We start from the raw sequence: 18,641 nt of genomic DNA on the forward strand, positions 1-18,641 counted from the left end.
GCATGGTCGCCTTCGCCCTCGCCACGCTCTTCTTCCTCTCCTTCTGCGTCAGTGCCCGCAACGACCGCCGCAGGTTCCGCAACGCCGTCCTGCTGGGCCTGACGTTCCTCACCCTGTCGTCCGGCCTGCTCCTCCAGGTGGACAAGCTGCCCGGCTGGGCGGGGGTGGTCGTGCTGCTGGTGGTGTTCGGCCTGCCCGCCCTCGGCATCCTGGCGCTGGGCGTGTTCCTCGTCGCCAACGGGGTGACCATGGTCCGCAAGGAGGGCGCCTACCTGCCCAACCTGCTGTCGATGCTGGCGGGGCTGGGCATCTTCGCGGTGATCGCGCTGGTGGCGGCCGCGGGGGCCTTCGACTCGACGGCGGTGACCGGTGTCGCGGCGGTCGTCAGCGCGGTCGCCGCCTACGTCTCCTTCATCTTCATGTGCTTCCTCGGCTACGCCTACCTCTACGGCCGGATCAAGGTCCGCGGCGACGTCGACCACGTGGTCATGCTCGGCTCGGGCCTGGTCTGCGGTGACCAGGTCCCGCCGCTGCTGGCCTCGCGGCTGCGCAAGGGCCGGCAGATCTACGCGGCCCAGCTGGCCCGCGGCGGCCGCCCGCCGGTGCTGCTGGTCTCGGGGGGCAAGGGGACGGACGAGAAGGTGTCCGAGGCGCGGGCGATGGCGGACTGGCTGATCGCTGAGGGCGTCCCGGCGGAGCACGTCGCGCTGGAGGAGCGGTCGACGACGACCGAGGAGAACATGCAGTTCAGCCGGGAGCTGATGCGCGCGGACGACCCCGGCTACCGGTGCGTGGTGGTCACCAACAACTTCCACGCCTTCCGGGCCGCGATGATGGCCCGCAAGGCCGGGGTCAACGGCCAGGTGGTGGGCTCGCCGACGGCCCGGTACTTCTGGCCGAGCGCCACCCTGCGCGAGTTCGTCGCGGTGTTCTGGGAGCACCGGACGGTGAACCTGGGGATCTGCGGGCTGCTGGTGGCGGCCGGGATGGCGGCGACGTTCGCCGCCTGACAGTGAGGATGTACGTGAGCGTTCCCCGGGGGCCGGGCCGGGACGTGCGCGGGGGCGCCGTGACTCCCCCCTTGGCAGCCACGGCGCCCCCTGTCCCCGGGCGGGGCGCGCCGGTCAGACGCGCTGCCAGAGCGCGGGGACGGCCGGCGGCTCCCAGCCCGTCTGGGCCTGGTGCCCCTGGAGGCAGCGGTAGGTCGCGCCGCCGTAGGTGACGGAGGCGCCGGTCGCGTAGACCGTGCCCGCCTTCCAGGTGCCGCCCGGCTCGGGGTCGCCGGGGCCGGGTCCCGGGCCGCTGCCCGTGGTCTTGAGGGTGAGGCCGTACGCGGACAGGATCGGGTTCAGCGGCTGGAAGAAGGTGGTGCCGCCGCTGGAGCAGTTCCCGGAGCCGCCGGAGGTGACGCCCTGGGCCTGGCTGCCGGAGATGTAGGAGCCGCCGGAGTCGCCGGGCTCGGCGCAGACCGTCGTACGGGTCACGCCCGAGATGGTGCCCTCGGGGTAGGTGACGCTGGTGTTGTGCTGCTGGACGGTTCCGCAGTGCCAGCCGGTGGTCGAGCCGGAGCGGCAGACGGAGGACCCGACGGGTTGCAGCACCGAGCCGGTGACCTGCACGTTCGCGCCGCCGCTGCCCTTGACGTACGGGGTGGCGGTCCACTGGGCGTTCGCGGCGACCCAGGCCATGTCGTTGCCGGGGAAGACGGAGGCCTGGAAGGACCCCTGGGCGACCTGGTTGAAGCCGGTGGTGGTGGTGCCGGCGCGGCCGCAGTGCCCGGCGGTGGCGAAGCCGTTCACCGTGCCCTTGGTGACCGGGAAGCCGACGGAGCAGCGCCCGCTGCCGTTCATGTAGTAGGCGTCTCCGCCGCGCAGGTCGTACAGCGGGCGGGGGGCCTCGGCCGTACGGACCACGGTGACCAGGGCCGCGTCGGTGCCGGTGGCGGCCAGCAGCCGGGCGGCCGCGCCCGCCCGGGTCTCCTCGACGACCAGGCGGTTGGTGCGCGGGTCGGCGTACCGGACCGGGGTTCCGGCGTCGGCGGCCCGGTCCAGTACGGCCTTGGCGGCGTCCAGGTCGGCCAGGGTCCGGGTGACGACGGCGGCCCGGGCCCCGGCGGCCCGTATCGCGGCGGTGTCGGCGGCCCGGGTGGTGGCCACGGTGAGGGTGGCGGAGTCGGCGCCGTCCACCCAGGCCCCGGCGAAGGCGGCGCCGAGCCGGTCCCGGAGCCGGGCGGCGGTGGCGCCCGCCTCGGCCTCGTGGGCGAGTCGGGCCTTGGCCTGCGTGGGGGTCAGGCCGAGGTCCCGCTGCAGGGCGGCGAGCAGCTCGGAGGGCGCTTCGGCGGTCCGGAGGGTGGCCGCGGCGGAAGCGGCCGGGGCGGCGGTCTCAGGGGCGGGGCCGGCGGTGGCACCGCCCGCCGCGGCCAGCAGCAGCCCGGCGGCGGCCAGGGCGGTACACGCCGCGCGGGCGTGTCGCTTGAGCATGGGGGATCTCCTCGGTTCGGTGGGGGTAACCGAAACCGTAGAAACCCGAACCACCGTACGGGAGCTGTCGGTTGGCCCCTCCCCCGGCGGTATGCCCGGGGCGGGCCGCCGGGCCGGACCCGCCCCGGGGTGCGTTCATGGGGCGGCCGCCGCAGGATGGCCCCAGGGGGCATCGGAGGAGGTACGCGATGGACAGTGCAGCGGATCAGCAGCCTCAGCGGCCCGACCGGCTCTTCTCGGGCGGCGAGCGGCCGTACGACCCGGAAGACCTCGTGATGGTGCGCGGGATGGAGCCGACTCCGGAGCGGCTCGAGAAGGCACGCCAGATGATCGAGAAGGAGGGTCCGCAGGTCATCGAGCGCTACCTGCCGTAGCGCTCGACGCGGATGCCGCGAACAGCCCCGGCCCGGGTCGCCCCCGGCCCGGGGCCTTCGCGTACGCCCGCCGGGGCCGACCCCGGCGGGCGGCGAACGGCCGGCCGGCCGGTCAGCGCACGGCCGGGTCAGCGCACGGCCGGCCGGCCGGTCAGCGCGCAGCCAGGAGGTCCGTCACGGGGCGGGCCGTCACCGCCCGGCCGTCACCGGGCGGGCCGGGCCGCCGGGGTGGCCGCCGCGGCCGCCAGCCCGTCGCCGGGTCCGGCCGCGACCGGGCCCCCGACGCCGTCCGCCGCCCCGGCCGAGCCGGCGAGGGCCTGCGCGTGCGCGGCCCGGGCGTGCTCCAGTACGTCGGCGGCCCGGCCCGCCGACCGCGCCGCCGGGTGCCACCCCAGCAGGTGCCGCCACACCAGCGGGGTCCCGGCCAGCGGCCGGGCCACCACCCCCGGGGTGACCGGGAAGGTGGCCCGGCACAGCCCGACCGCCCGCCCGACCTGCACGAGGTGCACGCAGGAGGCGGTGTCGGTCTCGTAGACGCAGGCGGGCGTGAACCCGGCCCGTACGCACGCCGCCGCGAAACAGTCCCCGAAGCACCCGTCGCCCGGCACGTCCGTCCAGGCCTCGGCGGCCAGTTCCGCCAGGTCGATCTCCCGCCGGGCGGCCAGCGGATGGTCCTCGGCGAGCATCACGTACACCGCGTCCCGCGCCACCTCCATCCACGCGAGGCGCCCCGGCTCGGGCGGCGCGCTCTCCCCGCAGACCCCGACCAGCGCGAAGTCCAGGCGCCCGTCGGCGACGCTGCCGGCGACGTCCTTCTCGGACCAGGAGGTGTACGTGGTCACGGGTACCCCGGGCTCCTCGCGGGCCAGCCGGTCCACGAGCCCGCCGAGCAGCGGCCCGTGCGTCCCGCCGAGCCGGTAGCCGTCCGCGCCCTGCCGGGCGAACCGCACCGCCTCCTCCTGGAGTTCGCACACGGCGGGCAGCACGACGCGGGCCCGGTCCAGCACCAGCTCCCCGAGCGGGGTGGCCCGTACGCCCTCCCGTCCGCGTACGAACAGCGCCCCGCCCAGCACCCGTTCGATCCGCTTCAGCTGTGTGCTGAGCGCGGGCTGCGCGATCCCCAGCGCGGTGGCGGCCCGCGTCAGGCTGCCGGCGTCCGCCACGGCCCTGACGATCTTGAGGTGCCTCAGCTCCAGGTCCATGTCACGAGCTTGGTTCAGACCAGTGGGCGGGCGCTACGGGTCGGCCGCATCCAGAATCGGTGAATGCTCGTTAGCCGCCCGGGGGCCACGACCCAAAGGACAGGTGAATGCACGCACTCGACGTCGACTGGGACCACCCCGTGGACCCGCGACCAGGCCCGCAGCTCGACCACGTACGCGCCTACGTGGCCTCCGTCGGCGCCGACGGCCACCTCTGGCACGGCGTCCACACCCTGCTCCTCACCACGGCCGGCCGCGCCACCGGCCGCGCCGTCCGCACCCCGCTGATCTACGGCGAGGACGCGGGCCGCATCATCCTGGTGGCCTCGGGCTACGGCGCCCCGCACCACCCCGCCTGGTACCGCAACCTCACCGCGCACCCCGAGGTCCGCTTCCAGGCCGGCGCGACCCTGCGCCGGGCCACGGCCCACACGGCCGGCCGGGCGGAGCGGGAGACGTACTGGCACCTGATGACCGGCCTGTGGCCCGCGTACGAGGAGGACCAGGTGGCCACGGACCGGGAGATCCCCCTGGTCGTCCTGGAACCCTTCTGACCGGTGCGGGCCGCAGCCCCCTAGGCTCCTGGCATGTACGCCACCGAAACGGCCCGCGACCGCATACGGGCCTGGACCGCGCTCCCGTCCCCCAGCGGGGCGTGGCTCGCCTTCGCCACGGTCCTCGCGGTCATGGTCCCGCTGTGGCTGCTGACGGTCCTGGTCACCGAGGTCTCGGAGCACGTCGAGCGCTGCTCGCACGGCATGATCGGCCCCGGCGGCGCCTTCCGCGTGGAGGGCACGGTCTTCCCGTACGACGACACCTGCGTGTACCCGGACGGTACGGAGCTGTCGGCGATCGGCGCCCTGGCGTACGTGTGGTGGTTCTTCCAGGCCGTCCTGCTCCTGCTGCTGCTCGGCGCGTTCGCCCTGGAGTTCGCCCACCTGCGCCGCCCGGGGTCGCGGCGGCGCTTCGGCGTCCTGACCGCCGTCTCGGGGGCGCTGCTGGTGGTCGCGTACGCGCTGGCCTCCCCGCCGGTCCTGTCGTGCCGGCCCGCCGAGACCGCCGGACGGACGGCGTTCCCGCCGCAGACGACCTGCACGGGCCCGCTCGGCACGCGGGGCCTGGTCCCCGGCTGGCTGCCCGTGCTGATCACGGTCCTGCTGCCGGCCTTCGCGGCCTCTGCGGCGGGAACGGCCTGGTGCCGCCCGGCCGGCCGGGGCCGGTCCTAGGGGGGCTCACGTCCCGTCCGGCGGCGTGGCGAGCTCGAACCACACCGCCTTCCCGATCCCGCACTCCCTCGGGTACGCCCCCCAGCCCTCCGCCAGCGCCGCCACGATCCCCAGCCCCCGCCCGGACTCCGCCAGCGGCCGGGGCTCCCGCGGGACGGGCAGCTCCCGCCCGGCGTCGAGCACCTCCACCCGCAGCCGCTCCCCGTCGTACAGGCACCGCACCCAGATCTCCCGGCCGGGGACGCGGGCGTGCCAGCAGGCGTTGGCCATCAGTTCGCTGAGCAGCAGGACGGCCGTCTCGGCGGTCTCGTCCGGCAACTTCCACTCCCGGGCCTGGGCGGCGAGACAGGCACGGGCGCGGGGGACGCTGATGGGCGCGCGGGGGTAGCGCCACTCGATGGGGTGATCCATGGTCCATACGGTGGCGGCCGGGGTAGGGGCCGGGCGAGCAACGGCGCGTAGACGGGGGTCGTTTGTACACGCGCGGTACCGGTGGCAGGAGGGGCGGACGGACCAATGACCGAGGCATGGCGGTACGGCGGCAACCAGGTCAAACTGTGGCGCACGGAGGCGGGCAAGAGCCGGGAGGAACTGGCGGCCGAGGCGAACTACGACCCTGAGACCGTCAAGTCGATGGAACTGGGCCGCAGGCGCCCGACGATGCAGCTGCTCCGGACGGCGGACCAGCTGTTCGGGGCGGGCGGCAAGTTGGTGGCGGTCGCCGAGTACATGAAACCGGAGCCGTTCCCGAAACGGTCGGAGGAGTTCATGGCAGCGGAGGCGGAGTGCTTTGCCTTCAACAACTACGAGCCGCTGCTGATCCCGGGCCTGCTTCAAACCGAAGAGCACGCACACCTCCTGATCAGCTCCAGCAGCCCACTCCTGGACGATGAGACCGTGGACGAACGGGTCCGTGCGCGCATTGAACGCCAACACGCGATGGTGCGGCGGATCAGGACCGTCTACAGCTTCATCGTCAACGAGTCGGCCCTGCTCACGGGGGTCGGCGGCCCGGACGCCATGCGACGGCAGCTCGCGCACCTGCTGAAGCTCTCCGACCTGCGAAACGTATCCATCCAAGTACTGCCGAAGAGCAAGTGCCCCGGTGTCGCGCTCGTAGGTCCGATCATCCTGCTGGAAACGCCGGAACATCAGCTTTGGGCCTGGGCGGACGGCCAGGAGACCAGCGCCATGTACTCCCACCGGGACAAGGTCAGCGCGCTCACACAGGCCCATGGCATGATCCGAACCAACGCCCTCAGCGCTGCGGAGTCGGCGGAGTTCATCAAGAGACTCGCGGAGGAGCTATGAGCAACGATCTGACGTGGTTCAAGTCCAGTTACAGCGACGGCCAGGGCGGCAACTGCGTCGAAGTCGCCCTCGACTGGCACAAGTCCACGTACAGCGACGACCAGGGCAGCAACTGCGTCGAGGTCGCCGCCTGCCCCCACACCGTCCACGTCCGGGACACCAAGCTCGGCGCGGCCGGGCCCCGGTTCTCCGTGCCTGCGGACGCCTGGGGCGTGTTCCTCGGCGGGGTCGCCACCCGTTCGGGGGATTGATCACCGTAACGGTGGCCTGACAGCCCCCTGAACCGCTATCAACAGAGCGGGGAAGGGGGACAGTTGAACACAAACACCCACGAGCGGGACCGGGTCCGGCGCAGTGAGAACGGGCCGTTCCTGCTCGCGCAGGTACTGGCGGACACCCTCGTGACCATCGGCCGGCAGCGGCAGCCCGATGCGCGCGAGGGGCGGCAGGCGGTGTGCCGGCGGTGCGGCGAGGCCGCGTACTGGCACCGGACGGTCCACGGCCGGTGGATTCTGATCCAGCCCGGCGAGGCGCCCTGCCACCTCGTACCGGAGGGCAAGCGCTGGCGCATCGCGGGCGACGGCACCGCCCTCAACCTCGGCCGGGCGATCCCCTCGGACACCTGCCGGGTCAGCCATTTCGACGTGTGCGCTCAGGCCGTCGCGTCCCCGGCGGGGGCCGCGACGGCGCTGTAGGTGCGGCCCCCGGCCTCGTAGTCGCCGAGCGAGGTTTGAACTGCTCGCGGTGTAGTCAACTCTAGTGTGCATGACTGCCTTTAAGTTGGCGTTATGATCTCCGTATGAACCTCAAGGAGTGGGCGAAGGCGAACGGTGTGCATCCGCATACCGCTTATCGCTGGTTCCGCGAGGGCACGTTGCCGGTTCCGGCGACGCGTGTGGGGCCGCGCACGATCCTGGTGAACGTGGAAGCGAACTCCGCGCCGCCTGTCGGGTCTGATGGTGTGGGCCTGTACGCCCGGGTCTCGTCGCACGATCAGAAGCAGGACCTTGAGCGGCAGACCGCCCGGCTCGCGACGTGGGCGGCGAAGGCCGGTCACCGTGTCGTGCGGGTGGAGTCCGAGGTCGGGTCCGGAACGAACGGAGCCCGGTCCAAGGTGCGCCGGCTGCTGGCCGATCCGAAGGTGACCACGGTCGTGGTCGAGCACAAGGATCGCCTCGGCCGGATAAACGTGGAGCTCGTCGAGGCCGCTCTGTCGGCGCACGGCCGCCGCCTGGTGGTCCTGGACGAAGGAGAGGTCGAGGACGACCTGGTCCGCGACATGGTCGAGGTACTGACGTCGTTCTGCGCCCGCCTGTACGGCCGCCGGTCGGCGAAGAACCGGGCCCGCAAGGCGCTGGAAGCGGCGGCCGAAGGTGAGTGAGAAGAAGAAACTCCGCACCATCGACGCCCCGTTCGTCGCACTCGGCCCGTCCGGCGTCGCGATACGCGACCGGCTCAAGCACCTGACGCCCGGCGACGAGAAGGTACTGCGCCTGGTCGGCGAGCACCTCGGCCGGCTCGCATCCCGTGACCTGGCCGTGCGCTGCGCCCAGGGCCAGGAGCACTCTTCCGAGTCGTGGGCGGTCCGTAAGCGGGACCTGACGGCGGAGTCGTCGTCGCGGTGGGCCGGGTCGATCACGAAGGCCACCCACGACCAGTGGGCGCTCTCCCGCCGCTGCCAACTCGCCCACATTCAGAGCCTGGAGGCTGGTGTCCGTACGCTGATGCACCGCCTGTCGCAGCCTCTCGGGGAGAAGGGCACCAAGCGGGCGGCGGGCGGCTACCGGTCGAAGAGTGAGTGGTTCCACAAGACCCGCCGCCTGGCCGTGCTGGAGCACCGCCTCGATGTTGCCCGCGCCGAGCGGGAAGCCGGTGTCGTCCGCGTCGTGCGGGGCGGCCGGAAGCTGCTGAACACCCGGAACAACCTGGCCGCAGCCAAGCTCACCGAACCCCAGTGGCGGGAGCGGTGGGAGGCCGAGCGCTGGTTCCTGTCGGCAGACGGCGAGTCCGGGAAGCGCTACGGCAACGACACGATCCGCGTCAGCCCCGACGGCGAGGTCTCCGTCAACCTTCCCGCGCCGCTTGCCCACCTGGCGAACGCACCCCGCGGCCGGTACGTCCTCGCCTCGAAGGTCGCGTTCCCGCACCGTGGCGCGGAGTGGCGTGACCGGGTGGAGGGCAACCGGGCGGTCGCCTACCGCATCCACCTCGATGTCGCCCGGGGCCGCTGGTACCTGACCGCCTCGTGGCAGAAGCCCGTCGTCCAGACGGTCCCGCTGGAGACCGCCCGCGCCGCGGGGATGGTCGGCGTCGACACGAACGCCGATCACTTCGCCGCCTACCGGCTCGACGTCCACGGCAACCCGATCGGCGACCCCCACCAGTTCTTCTACGACCTGTCCGGCAGCGCCGGCAACCGTGATGCCCAGGTCCGCCACGCCATCACCCAAGTCCTGCACTGGGCGAAGAAGTGCGGCGCCAAGGCGATCGCGATCGAGAACCTCGACTTCGGGGCGGAGAAGACCCGCGAGAAGCACGGCCGGCGGAAGAAGTTCCGTCAGCTGATCTCCGGGATCCCCACCGGGAAACTCCGCACCCGCCTGGTGTCGATGGCCGCCGAGCAGGGCCTGGCGATCATCGCCGTGGACCCCGCCTACACCTCCATGTGGGGAGCCGAGCACTGGCGCAAGCCGCTGCTCACCCCGCGCCGCAAGATGTCCCGTCACGATGCCGCCGGCATCGCGATCGGACGACGTGCCCTCGGGCATCCGATCCGGCGACGGACGGCACCGCCCCACGACGACCAGAGCGATCGTCGTGGGCATCGGACCGTCCAGGCCGGACCGGAAACCCGAGGACGCGAGGAAACCCGCCACCCCGCCACGGACCCCAGCACCAAGCTGGAAGACCGAACGGGGACAACGAGAACGCGGGCGACCAGGACACCCAAAACCGTTCGGGATGTCCCATCTGATCAGGAATGGGTTCAAGACTCACTCCTGCTCACTGAGTAGGAACGGTCATGCCGAAGCCGTCGACATGGACCCGCCAGGACGGCGCGTTGCCCGCCTCGATGAACGCGACGACGGCCTCGGCGCGCGCCTGCGCCGCTACCGCGACGGCCATCGTGAACAGGCCGCGGGCCACGCCCCGGCCCCGGAAGGCCGCGTCGACCACCACGGGGCCGTACAGCAGCCAGTGCACCTTGCGGAGCGGGCGGCCCTGCCAGCGCAGCACGTCCTGGGCGTCGAGGAGGGTGCGCACCGGCGGGGGCGGGTCCGGGAGGTCGGCCGCCGCCGAGAGGCGAGGAGCCCGGCCACCCGGCCCGCGTCGTCCGCCACCAGCAGTTCCCCGGCCCTGGCCATGGCGCGCAGCGCCTCCTCGCCGAACACGCCCTGTACGAAGCCCTGGGCGCGGCGCTGCTCCTCCGTCAGGGCGTCGTGGTGGTTGGCGGCGAAGAGCGCGGCCATGGCGGGCGCGTCGGCTTCGGTGGCGTGTCGGTAGCGCATGCGGCCGAGACTGCCGCCCTTCCCGGCGTTCGCTGAAACGCCTCGCTGGAACCGACCACCAGGCCCTTGCCCATCCACGTGCAAACCACAATCCAACAGGGGTTCTCCCCCCGGATGTTCGCCACCCGAGTTTGCGTTCGAGACCCGTCGCTTGGTTACGTACAGGGCAGGCGGCGCCGGAGGCGCCACGGGAGGGGCGGCACACCACATGAGCACAGAGGCGGCACTGCCCACGCGCTGGCAGGCGCTGTTCGGCGAACCGGCGGGCATGAGTCAGGCGTGATGCTGGGTGGTGCGGGAGCGGGCGCCGTGGCCGGGGGTGTGGTGGGGTCGGCCCTCGGTCCCCTCGGTACCGTGGGCGGGGCCGTCATCGGAGGCGTCGGGGGCGGTGTGCACGGTTTCGTCGTGGCCGACGCGGTCAGCGACGACAGTCAGATCTACTTCGGCACGGATCCGGCACACGGCGACTTCGGCGCCAACCGCTTCCTCGTCGACGACGGACCAGTGCCCCTCATCGAGGGTGGCGGCCCCATGGACGCCCACTCAAACTACTTCAACCCCAACAAGGACAAGGACTCCGCGTCCAACATCCCACGGATCATCTCAGGCCACGCCCAGGACATCACCACCGAGGAACACCGATGAAGCCACCCCGCAGCGCGGTCGCACTGCTCACCCTGGTGACTCTTGCCGGCTGCGGGCTGGGCGCCGACGACGGATCCGCGAAGAGGAAAAACACCCTGCCGCTGCAGCAGGACGCCGATCGCGCCGACGCCATCCTCCAGGAGACCCTGGCCGCCGTACAGCCGGAACTGAAGTGGAACCACGGCTCGTCCTCCAATGCCGGTTGCACGACAGCATCGGGAGGGAACACGGGGACGGCATCCGCCAACCGGACCATCCTCATCCTGACGATCGTCTCCGAGCAGCGCCGGGGCTCCCTGCTGGGCATCATCGAACGGGCCTGGAAGGAACACGGCTACAAGATCACCAACGTGAACACGAGCCCGACCTTCCCCGCCATCTTCGCCAGTACCCCCGGCGGCTACAGCCTGTCCGTCGAAGTCGCCGGTGAGGGGCAGTTCTTTCTGGAAGCCGCCACACCCTGCCTGGACGACACCGGCGTCCAGGAGCCCACCACCACTCCGAACACCCCGAAGCGCACCACCCCCTACCCGCAGCGGCCGGACGTGCACGACGGCTTCTGGTCCGCGACCACGCCGGTACCGACCGGCGGCTGACGTCTCCTGAGGGGCGCCGCCGTGCCGCGCCGTCGGCCCGCCCCGACGGCGCGGGGCGCCGCGAACCGTAGGGCCACCACTCCGGAGGGTGTGCGGGCGCCCGGAGGTGACGAGCGCAACACGTTCCGCGGCGTGCCGCCCGGCCCCACCCATTCCGCAGGCCGGGGCGCGGGGCCGACCCCGGATTCCAAGGGTGGACCTCACCCCGACCCACCCATTGCCCGAAACGGGACATATCCCCCTCCGGCCTTCCCTCGGAATGACGGGGACAGGCCGCACCGGGGGCCCGTAAGCTCCCGTCATGCAGGTGATCCAGTCAACGAAACTCGCCAATGTCTGCTACGAGATCCGCGGACCCGTCCTCGAAGAGGCGATGCGGCTCGAAGCAGCAGGTCATCGCATCCTCAAGCTCAACACCGGCAACCCCGCGGCCTTCGGCTTCGAGTGCCCGCCGGAGATCCTTGAGGACATGCTCCGCAACCTGGGCACCGCCCACGGGTACGGGGACGCGAAGGGGCTGCTCTCCGCGCGCCGCGCGGTCATGCAGCACTACCAGACCAAGGGCATCGCACTGGACGTCGAGGACGTCTACCTCGGCAACGGCGTCTCCGAGCTGATCCAGATGTCGATGCAGGCCCTGCTCGACGACGGCGACGAGGTGCTGGTCCCGGCGCCGGACTACCCGCTGTGGACGGCCTCGGTCTCCCTCGCGGGCGGCACGGCCGTGCACTACCGCTGCGACGAGCAGTCCGACTGGATGCCGGACCTCGCCGACATCGAGCGCAAGATCACCGACCGCACCCGCGCCATCGTGATCATCAACCCGAACAACCCGACCGGCGCCGTCTACGACGACGAGATGCTGCGCGGGCTCACGGACATCGCGCGCCGCCACAACCTGATCGTCTGTTCGGACGAGATCTACGACCGGATCCTCTACGACGGCACCACCCACACGAACACGGCCGCCATCGCGCCCGACCTGCTGACGCTCACCTTCAACGGGCTCTCGAAGAACTACCGCGTCGCCGGGTTCCGGTCCGGCTGGATGGCGGTCTGCGGCCCCAAGAAGCACGCGGCCTCGTACATCGAGGGCCTCACGATCCTGGCCAACATGCGACTGTGCGCGAACATGCCGTCGCAGCACGCCGTGGCCACCGCACTGGGCGGCCGGCAGTCGATCGAGGACCTGGTCCTGCCGGGCGGCCGCATCCTGGAACAGCGCAATGTCGCCTACGACCTGCTGACCCAGATCCCCGGCGTCACCTGCGTGAAGCCGAAGGGCGCGCTGTACGCGTTCCCGCGCCTGGACCCGTCCGTCTACAAGATCAAGGACGACCGGCAGATGGTCCTGGACCTGCTGCGGGCCGAGAAGATCATGGTCGTGCACGGTACGGGCTTCAACTGGCCCGACCCGGACCACTTCCGGATCGTGACGCTGCCGAACGCGAAGGACCTGGCGGACGCCGTGACGCGGATCGGGAACTTCCTGGCCGGCTACAGCCAGACGTAGGGCGACCCGGCGGGGCGGGGCCGGGGCCCGGCCGGTCCCCCGCGGGGGCGTGCCCACATGTCAGGATCGAACTCAACTTTAGACGCATTCCAATGTAGGATGGTCCCCTGACCCACGCAGGAGGCCTCCATGTACGAACCGAGTCGCACGAAGTCGGTCGTCCGCATGGGCGGCAACCGGGCCGGATACCCGCGGAGCAGCCGTAACGAGGCCCTGGACATCCAGCTCGCCGGCCACCTCTCCGCCCTGCTGGCCGTGACCGACGAGCTCGGTCTCGACGAGGCCGCCGCCCGCATTGCCGGCCAGGTGGAGCGCCTGCGCGGAACCGCGCCGGCCCGCGCCGCCCTCCGCGGAGCCCCGGACACCGCCGCCGCCCTGCACCAGCGCGCCCACGACCTCGCCGCCCGCGCCCTGCTCGTCGCCGCGTCCCGCGCCGACACCACGGCTGCGATCCTCGCCGCCGAGCGCATGGACGCCCACGCCGCCGCCCTGGAGTCCCTGGACCTGGCCGGCGCCCACTGACGGCCCCGGTCCGGGGCCGCGGAGGCTCCGGACCGGGCGCCATACCCCTGCGGGATCGCCCCCTTCGCTCAGGGGGCGTCCGGGGTGACCGCCGTACCCGGCGTGACCCTCCCGTCCGCCCCCGCATCCGGGGTGAACGTCGCCTCCGCCGCGCCGCACCACGGGACCGACTCCGGGGGCCAGACCGGGCCCAGGGCCTCGGCGTGTTCCGTCGCCGCCGGTGCCACTCCCGGGATCCGGACCAGGGAGCGGGCCGTGCGCCCACCCGGCCGGGCCTGCGCGGAGTCGCGGAACTCCACCGTCACCACGTACGCGCCCAGCCCCTCGGGCCGGCCCGCCGCCTCCACCGCGGCCACCACCCGCCGGCTTGCCGGATCGATTCGGCACCCGGTGACCCGTACGTCCTCCAGGGCGGCCCGCGGCGCCGCCGCCCCGCTCGGTCCGCCACCGCTGGCCCACACGTACAGCGCCAGCGGGGCGAACACCAGCAGCCCGGCCAGCGTCACCAGCCCGACCAGCCAGCCCTGCCACTTCAACGCGCTCACGCTCATGCGACGATCTTCCCGGGCCGCCGCCCCTCCCACCAGCACCCACGGGCCCACACAGCATTTCGAAGTGGGACCGCCTGGACACCTGACGTTCATTTAACCCGCCGTGGAATGTGGGTTTCCGCGAGCACGCTGCACTCGTGAGACGCATCCTAGGAATCCTCCTGGGCCTCCTCCTGATCGGCGGCGTCGCAGCCGTCGTCCTCGCCAGGGGGCAGAGCCCGGAACCCACGGCAACGAAGACCGTGCGCGGCGTCATCGGGTCGGAGAAGTCCGAGTTCTTCCGCGACCCCGGCGTCGTCAAAGCCCTTGCCGCACAGGGCTACACCGTGAAGGCCGAAACCTCGGGCTCCTGGGCGATGGACCAACTCGCCCTCAAGGACTACGACTTCGCCTTCCCCAGCAGCAGTGAGCCGGCCAAGGAGATCGCGGCCGCGGCCGGCGTGAAGGGCGCCCAGGAGACGAAGCCCTTCTACTCCCCGCTCGTCGTCATCGCCCGCGGCAACGCCGCCGAGGTCCTCGTCGGCAACGGCCTCGCGAAGCGGACCGGCAAGAACTCCGGGACCCTCCTCATGGGCCCCTTCCTCAAGGCCGCCGGCGAGGACCGCACCTGGCAGCAGCTGACCGGCTCCGCCGCCCACGCCGAACTGACCGGCACGGTGTTCGTCAAGACCACCGACCCGGCCACCTCCAACTCCGGCGCGCTCTTCCTCGCCGCCGCCTCCACCGTGGCCAACGGCGGCAACCTCGTCGCCGACGACGCCGCCATCGACCGCACCGCGCCCCTGATGCACAAGCTGATCTCCGTCCAGGGCGCCCTGGAGCCCAGCACCGACGCCCCGTTCCGGGCCTTCATCAGCGGCAGCGGCGAACCGCTCATCCTCGTGTACGAGTCCCAGGTCGCGGCCATGCTCCTGCAAGGCCAGCAGCCCCAGGACATGGACGTGCTGTACCCGGACACCACGGTCAACACCGCGCACACCTTCGTGCCGATCAGCGACGCCGCCCGGGACCTCGGCACCCTCCTCGCCACCGATCCCGGCCTGCGCGACCTGGCCCTGCGCCACGGGTTCCGCCCGCAGGACGGCGTACCCGCGTTCACCGCGGCCACCGCACAGCACACCGACTACCTCAACCCGGGGCTGACCGGCATCCGCCAGGTCGGCACCCCGACCGTCAAGAACCTGATGGCGCTGGCCGCGCGCGCCAAGGGCCAGGGGGACACACCATGACACTGACACCGCCCGAGGACGCCCCGCTGGTCCTCACCGCACCCGACCCCGTCGCCCCCGTCCGCCGGGAGCAGGCCGCCGGCCTCGTCCCGCTCCAGGACGGCGTCCGCGAGGAGATGGCCCGCAGGGCCGGGGAGTACGTCGGCTCGCTCGCCGGGCTCGACGCCCGCTCCCCCGAGTTCGCGCAGCGGATCGGCGAGATCGCCGGGCTCGGCTCCGCCGACGTCCGCTCCGCCGCCCAGCAGTCCAACCGGATGCTGGAGCGCGCCGTACGCTCCCTCGGCTCCTCCGGAGCGGGCGGCGGCGACGCCCAGGCCCGGGTGGCCGGATCCCTCGTCGAACTGCGGCGCACCGTCGAGGACCTCGGCCCGCGGGACGCGCCCGCCACCGGGGTGCGGGGGCTCCTCGCGAAGCTGCCGGGCGGCAACCGGTTCCGCGACCACGTGGCCGCGTACGCCTCGGCACAGGCCACCCTCGACAGGATCGTGGGCGCGCTCCGCGGCGGCCAGGACGAACTGCGCCGCGACAACGCCGCCCTGCACACCGAACGGACCCGCCTGTGGGAGACCATGGGCCGGCTCCAGGAGCACGCGGTCCTCACCGAGGCCCTGGACGCGGCCGTCGTCCAGCGGATCGCCGCGGCGGAGGCGGCCGACCCCGCCCAGGCCGACACGCTCCGCGCGGACGTGCTCTTCCCGGTCCGGCAGAAGCACCAGGACCTGCTGACGCAGCTGGCGGTCTGCGCGCAGGGCTACCTCGCGATGGACGTCGTCCGCCGCAACAACGACGAACTGGTCAAGGGCGTCGACCGGGCCGCGACCACCACCGTGTCCGCGCTGCGGACCGCGGTGATGCTGGCCTCGGCGCTGGAGCACCAGCGGCAGGTGATCGACCAGGTCAACGCACTGAAGGGCACCACCGAGAACCTGATCCGGGGCAATGCCGAGATGCTGTCGACGCAGAGCGGCGAGATCCAGCGGATCGCGGCCGACCCGGCGGTGGGCGCGGAGACACTGCGCACGGCCTTCGCCCAGATCTACCGGACGCTCGACGCGATCGACTCCTTCAAGGCGCAGGCCACGGAGAACATGGCGGCCACCGTGGAGTCCCTGGCGGACGAACTGCGGCAGGCCTCCGCCCACCTGGCGCGCACCCGCACCGCGGGCGTCCTCGACGGCGGTGCCCGATGAGCCCGTCCCGGCCGGGCGGCCGGCTCCGGCGGGCCCCGCTCGCCCGCGTCCTCGCGCTGGTCGCCCTCGTGGCGGCGAGCGCCTGCACCTCCTCCTCCCCCGCCGGGCCCGGCGGCTCCGAAGGGCCCGGCGGGTCGAAGCCCACCGCGTACAAGGAGGGCACCCTGCGGGTCCTGGCCTCCAGCGAGCTGGCCGACATGCAGCCGGTGCTGGACCGGGCGAAGAAGGCCACCGGGGTCACGGTGAAGCTGACCTGGTCGGGGACGCTCGACGCGGCCGAGCAGGTCGCCTCGGGGAAGGCGGACGGGGCGTACGACGCGATCTGGCTCTCCTCCAACGACTACCTGCGGCTGCGCCCGGAGGCGGCCGGAAAGCTCGCCAACGAGACCCCGGTGATGTCCTCGCCCGTCGCCCTCGGCGTGAAGCCGCAGGCGCTGGCCCGGCTCGGCTGGCAGCCCGGCGACGTCACGTGGTCGGCGGTCCACGAGGCGGTGGCCGCGGGGAAGCTGACATACGGGATGACCGACCCGGTGCGCTCCAACTCCGGTTTCTCCGCGCTGGTGTCGGTGGCCTCCGGTCTGTCGGGGGCGCAGTCCGCGCTGACCGACGCGGACGTGAAGGCGGCCGCGCCGCGGCTGAAGGAGTTCTTCGCCGGGCAGAAGCTGACCTCGGGCTCCTCCGGCTGGCTCGCCACGGCCTACGCGAAGCGCGGGGACGTGGACGCGCTGGTCAACTACGAGTCGGTGCTGCTGTCCGCGAACCGTGACGCGCAGGCCGGTCTGACGGTGGTCCGGCCGCGCGACGGAGTGGTCACCGCCCACTACCCGCTGACGCTGCTGACCGCGGCCCCCGCCGGCGCCCGCGAGTCGGGGCGGGCGCTGACCGAGTGGCTGCGCGGCCCCGAGGCGCAGCAGGCGATCACCGAGCGGACGTTGCGGCGGCCGGTCGCGGCCGGGGTGGCTCCGGCGGCCGGTCTGGACGCGGAGAAGCGGCGGGAGCTGCCGTTCCCCGGGTCGCGGTCGGTGGCCGACGGGCTGCTGGCGAGCTACGAGAACGAGCTGCGGCGGCCCTCGCGGACGGTGTACGTCCTCGACACCTCGGGTTCGATGGCCGAGGAGGACCGGATCGGGCGGCTGAAGGCGGCGCTCACGGAGCTGACGGGCAGCGGGAGTTCGGGGCCCGGACAGCGGTTCCGGGACCGTGAGGAGGTGACGCTGCTGCCGTTCGGCGACAAGGTGAAGAAGGTGCTGACGCACGTCGTGGAGCCGGGTGATCCGGGGGCTTCCCTGGACGCGATCAGGGCGGACGTACGGGCGCTGCAGCCGGCGGGGGGCACGGCCGTGTACGGCAGCCTGAAGGCGGCCTACCAGCACCTGGGGCGGGAAGACGCGGACGCGTTCACCTCGATCGTGCTGATGACGGACGGGCGCAGCGGGGACAAGGCGAAGGACTTCGACGCCTTCTACGCCGCGCTGCCCGAGGCCGGGAAGCGGACGCCGGTCTTCGCGGTGCTGTTCGGCGACTCGGACCGCGCGGAGCTGGCCCACATCACCGAGCTGACGGGCGGGCGGCTCTTCGACGCCACCGACGGCAACGGCTCGCTGGACGGCGCCTTCGAGGAGATCCGTGGCTACCAGTAGGGCGCTCCGCTACCTGGAGTCGGGGAAGAACCTGGCGGGCTCGGCCTGCGGGGTCGCCGGGGTGGGCCTCGCCCTGGCCGGCGCGGCCGGCGCGTACTGGCCGCTGGTCGTCGCCGGGCTGTACGGGGCGGGCGCGCTGATCGCCCCGCCCGAGCGGGTCGCCCCGCCGGCGGTCCCGGACCCGGCCGAGCGGCTGGGCGTCGTACGGGAGGACCTCGGGCGCCTGCGGGAGTACCTGGCGGAGGTGGAGCTGCCGCGGGCGGCGGGCGAGGCGCTGGCCGGGCTGCTGGAGCTGTACGCGGCGCTGCTCGACCCGCGGTGGGCGGCCGAGGTGCTGGCCGCCGATCCGGAGGCGGTGCACGCGCTGTCGCGGGCGGTCCGCACGGACGTCCCGGAGTGCGTGGACACCTACCACCGGACGCGGTGGTGGACGCGGCTGTCGCCGGGCGGCGAGTCCCCCGAACGGCACCTGGAGCGGCAGCTGGCGGTGCTCGTCGCGGAGGCGGAACGCGTAACGGCGGACCTCCACGAGATGGAGGTCCGCCGTCAGCAAACGCACACGACCTACCTGGAGGACCGGGGTCGCTCCTGATCGGCGGGTGCGGCGGCGGGAACCGCTTGGTCGGGGGTTCCCACGTTCATGGCCCCGGGTG

General features: G+C 72.8%; 22 protein-coding genes. 17 read left to right on the forward strand and 5 right to left on the reverse strand.

The window, feature by feature from the left end:
• The first annotated feature begins 2 nt into the window (after positions 1-2).
• On the forward strand, positions 3-1,010 hold the full coding sequence (locus OTB16_RS03440) for a YdcF family protein (protein WP_267718290.1): 1,008 nt from the start codon (positions 3-5) through the stop codon (positions 1,008-1,010).
• A 114-nt stretch (positions 1,011-1,124) separates the two neighbouring features.
• Here OTB16_RS03440 and OTB16_RS03445 read toward each other — a convergent pair whose 3' ends face one another.
• Complete coding sequence (locus OTB16_RS03445; protein ID WP_267718291.1) at positions 1,125-2,480, reverse strand: carbohydrate-binding protein; 1,356 nt, start codon at positions 2,478-2,480, stop codon at positions 1,125-1,127.
• A gap of 188 nt (positions 2,481-2,668) precedes the next feature.
• On the opposite strand from OTB16_RS03445, the gene OTB16_RS03450 reads away from it, so the two are divergent.
• A complete protein-coding gene (locus OTB16_RS03450) occupies positions 2,669-2,854 on the forward strand; it encodes a hypothetical protein (RefSeq protein ID WP_267718292.1) in 186 nt (61 codons plus the stop codon).
• Positions 2,855-3,057: 203 nt separating this feature from the next.
• On the opposite strand, the gene OTB16_RS03455 is transcribed toward OTB16_RS03450, so the two are convergent.
• A complete protein-coding gene (locus tag OTB16_RS03455) occupies positions 3,058-4,056 on the reverse strand; it encodes a LysR family transcriptional regulator (protein ID WP_267718293.1) in 999 nt (332 codons plus the stop codon).
• A gap of 107 nt (positions 4,057-4,163) precedes the next feature.
• Between OTB16_RS03455 and OTB16_RS03460 the strand changes: the two genes are divergently transcribed.
• Both OTB16_RS03460 and OTB16_RS03465 read left to right on the forward strand, forming a co-directional pair.
• Positions 4,164-4,610, forward strand: coding sequence for a nitroreductase family deazaflavin-dependent oxidoreductase (locus OTB16_RS03460; protein ID WP_267718294.1), 447 nt, complete (start codon positions 4,164-4,166; stop codon positions 4,608-4,610).
• Between the two features lie 33 nt (positions 4,611-4,643).
• Positions 4,644-5,282, forward strand: coding sequence for a hypothetical protein (locus tag OTB16_RS03465; RefSeq protein ID WP_267718295.1), 639 nt, complete (start codon positions 4,644-4,646; stop codon positions 5,280-5,282).
• A 6-nt stretch (positions 5,283-5,288) separates the two neighbouring features.
• Here OTB16_RS03465 and OTB16_RS03470 read toward each other — a convergent pair whose 3' ends face one another.
• Positions 5,289-5,693 carry an ATP-binding protein gene (locus tag OTB16_RS03470; protein ID WP_267718296.1) on the reverse strand — a complete coding sequence of 135 codons (405 nt, stop codon included), beginning with the start codon at positions 5,691-5,693 and terminating at the stop codon, positions 5,289-5,291.
• A 105-nt stretch (positions 5,694-5,798) separates the two neighbouring features.
• Between OTB16_RS03470 and OTB16_RS03475 the strand changes: the two genes are divergently transcribed.
• The 5 genes from OTB16_RS03475 to OTB16_RS03495 all read left to right on the forward strand — a co-directional run bounded on the left by OTB16_RS03475 (position 5,799) and on the right by OTB16_RS03495 (position 9,607).
• Complete coding sequence (locus OTB16_RS03475; protein WP_267718297.1) at positions 5,799-6,593, forward strand: helix-turn-helix domain-containing protein; 795 nt, start codon at positions 5,799-5,801, stop codon at positions 6,591-6,593.
• Positions 6,590-6,844, forward strand: coding sequence for a DUF397 domain-containing protein (locus tag OTB16_RS03480; protein WP_267718298.1), 255 nt, complete (start codon positions 6,590-6,592; stop codon positions 6,842-6,844). The genes OTB16_RS03475 and OTB16_RS03480 overlap by 4 nt, the downstream gene beginning before the upstream one ends.
• Before the next feature lie 63 nt (positions 6,845-6,907).
• Positions 6,908-7,288 carry a DUF6083 domain-containing protein gene (locus OTB16_RS03485; protein WP_267718299.1) on the forward strand — a complete coding sequence of 127 codons (381 nt, stop codon included), beginning with the start codon at positions 6,908-6,910 and terminating at the stop codon, positions 7,286-7,288.
• 104 nt (positions 7,289-7,392) lie between these two features.
• The gene (locus OTB16_RS03490; protein WP_267718300.1) at positions 7,393-7,974 is read left to right on the forward strand and encodes an IS607 family transposase; all 582 of its coding nucleotides are present in this window, start codon (positions 7,393-7,395) and stop codon (positions 7,972-7,974) included.
• Positions 7,967-9,607 carry a transposase gene (locus OTB16_RS03495; protein WP_267718301.1) on the forward strand — a complete coding sequence of 547 codons (1,641 nt, stop codon included), beginning with the start codon at positions 7,967-7,969 and terminating at the stop codon, positions 9,605-9,607. The genes OTB16_RS03490 and OTB16_RS03495 overlap by 8 nt, the downstream gene beginning before the upstream one ends.
• Here OTB16_RS03495 and OTB16_RS03500 read toward each other — a convergent pair.
• Entirely contained in the window at positions 9,597-9,857 is a 261-nt protein-coding gene (locus OTB16_RS03500; RefSeq protein ID WP_267718302.1) for a GNAT family N-acetyltransferase, read from the reverse strand. The genes OTB16_RS03495 and OTB16_RS03500 overlap by 11 nt on opposite strands.
• Positions 9,858-10,381: 524 nt before the next feature.
• On the opposite strand from OTB16_RS03500, the gene OTB16_RS03505 reads away from it, so the two are divergent.
• From OTB16_RS03505 to OTB16_RS03520, 4 genes are all read left to right on the forward strand, one after another.
• On the forward strand, positions 10,382-10,747 hold the full coding sequence (locus OTB16_RS03505; RefSeq protein WP_267718303.1) for a hypothetical protein: 366 nt from the start codon (positions 10,382-10,384) through the stop codon (positions 10,745-10,747).
• Positions 10,744-11,343 (forward strand): hypothetical protein, encoded by a 600-nt coding sequence (locus OTB16_RS03510; RefSeq protein WP_267718304.1) that lies wholly within the window; start codon positions 10,744-10,746, stop codon positions 11,341-11,343. Before OTB16_RS03505 ends, OTB16_RS03510 begins: the two co-directional genes overlap by 4 nt.
• A 301-nt stretch (positions 11,344-11,644) precedes the next feature.
• Positions 11,645-12,856: a pyridoxal phosphate-dependent aminotransferase gene (locus OTB16_RS03515; RefSeq protein ID WP_267718305.1), complete on the forward strand. Its 1,212-nt coding sequence runs from the start codon at positions 11,645-11,647 to the stop codon at positions 12,854-12,856.
• A 129-nt stretch (positions 12,857-12,985) separates the two neighbouring features.
• On the forward strand, positions 12,986-13,378 hold the full coding sequence (locus OTB16_RS03520; protein ID WP_267718306.1) for an SCO4983 family protein: 393 nt from the start codon (positions 12,986-12,988) through the stop codon (positions 13,376-13,378).
• 68 nt (positions 13,379-13,446) lie between these two features.
• Here OTB16_RS03520 and OTB16_RS03525 read toward each other — a convergent pair whose 3' ends face one another.
• Positions 13,447-13,929 (reverse strand): hypothetical protein, encoded by a 483-nt coding sequence (locus OTB16_RS03525; RefSeq protein ID WP_267718307.1) that lies wholly within the window; start codon positions 13,927-13,929, stop codon positions 13,447-13,449.
• 137 nt (positions 13,930-14,066) lie between these two features.
• Here OTB16_RS03525 and OTB16_RS03530 point away from each other — a divergent pair, with 137 nt between their 5' ends.
• The 4 genes from OTB16_RS03530 to OTB16_RS03545 are packed head-to-tail and all read left to right on the forward strand — an operon-like array spanning position 14,067 to position 18,580.
• Positions 14,067-15,158 (forward strand): substrate-binding domain-containing protein, encoded by a 1,092-nt coding sequence (locus tag OTB16_RS03530; RefSeq protein WP_267718308.1) that lies wholly within the window; start codon positions 14,067-14,069, stop codon positions 15,156-15,158.
• Entirely contained in the window at positions 15,155-16,348 is a 1,194-nt protein-coding gene (locus OTB16_RS03535) for a toxic anion resistance protein (RefSeq protein ID WP_267718309.1), read from the forward strand. The genes OTB16_RS03530 and OTB16_RS03535 overlap by 4 nt, the downstream gene beginning before the upstream one ends.
• Positions 16,345-17,988, forward strand: coding sequence for a substrate-binding and vWA domain-containing protein (locus OTB16_RS03540; RefSeq protein ID WP_267718310.1), 1,644 nt, complete (start codon positions 16,345-16,347; stop codon positions 17,986-17,988). Before OTB16_RS03535 ends, OTB16_RS03540 begins: the two co-directional genes overlap by 4 nt.
• Positions 17,975-18,580, forward strand: coding sequence for a hypothetical protein (locus OTB16_RS03545; RefSeq protein WP_267718311.1), 606 nt, complete (start codon positions 17,975-17,977; stop codon positions 18,578-18,580). Before OTB16_RS03540 ends, OTB16_RS03545 begins: the two co-directional genes overlap by 14 nt.
• The last annotated feature ends 61 nt before the right edge of the window (positions 18,581-18,641 follow it).

This window comes from Streptomyces antarcticus (assembly GCF_026627255.1).
Lineage (GTDB): Bacteria > Actinomycetota > Actinomycetes > Streptomycetales > Streptomycetaceae > Streptomyces > Streptomyces antarcticus.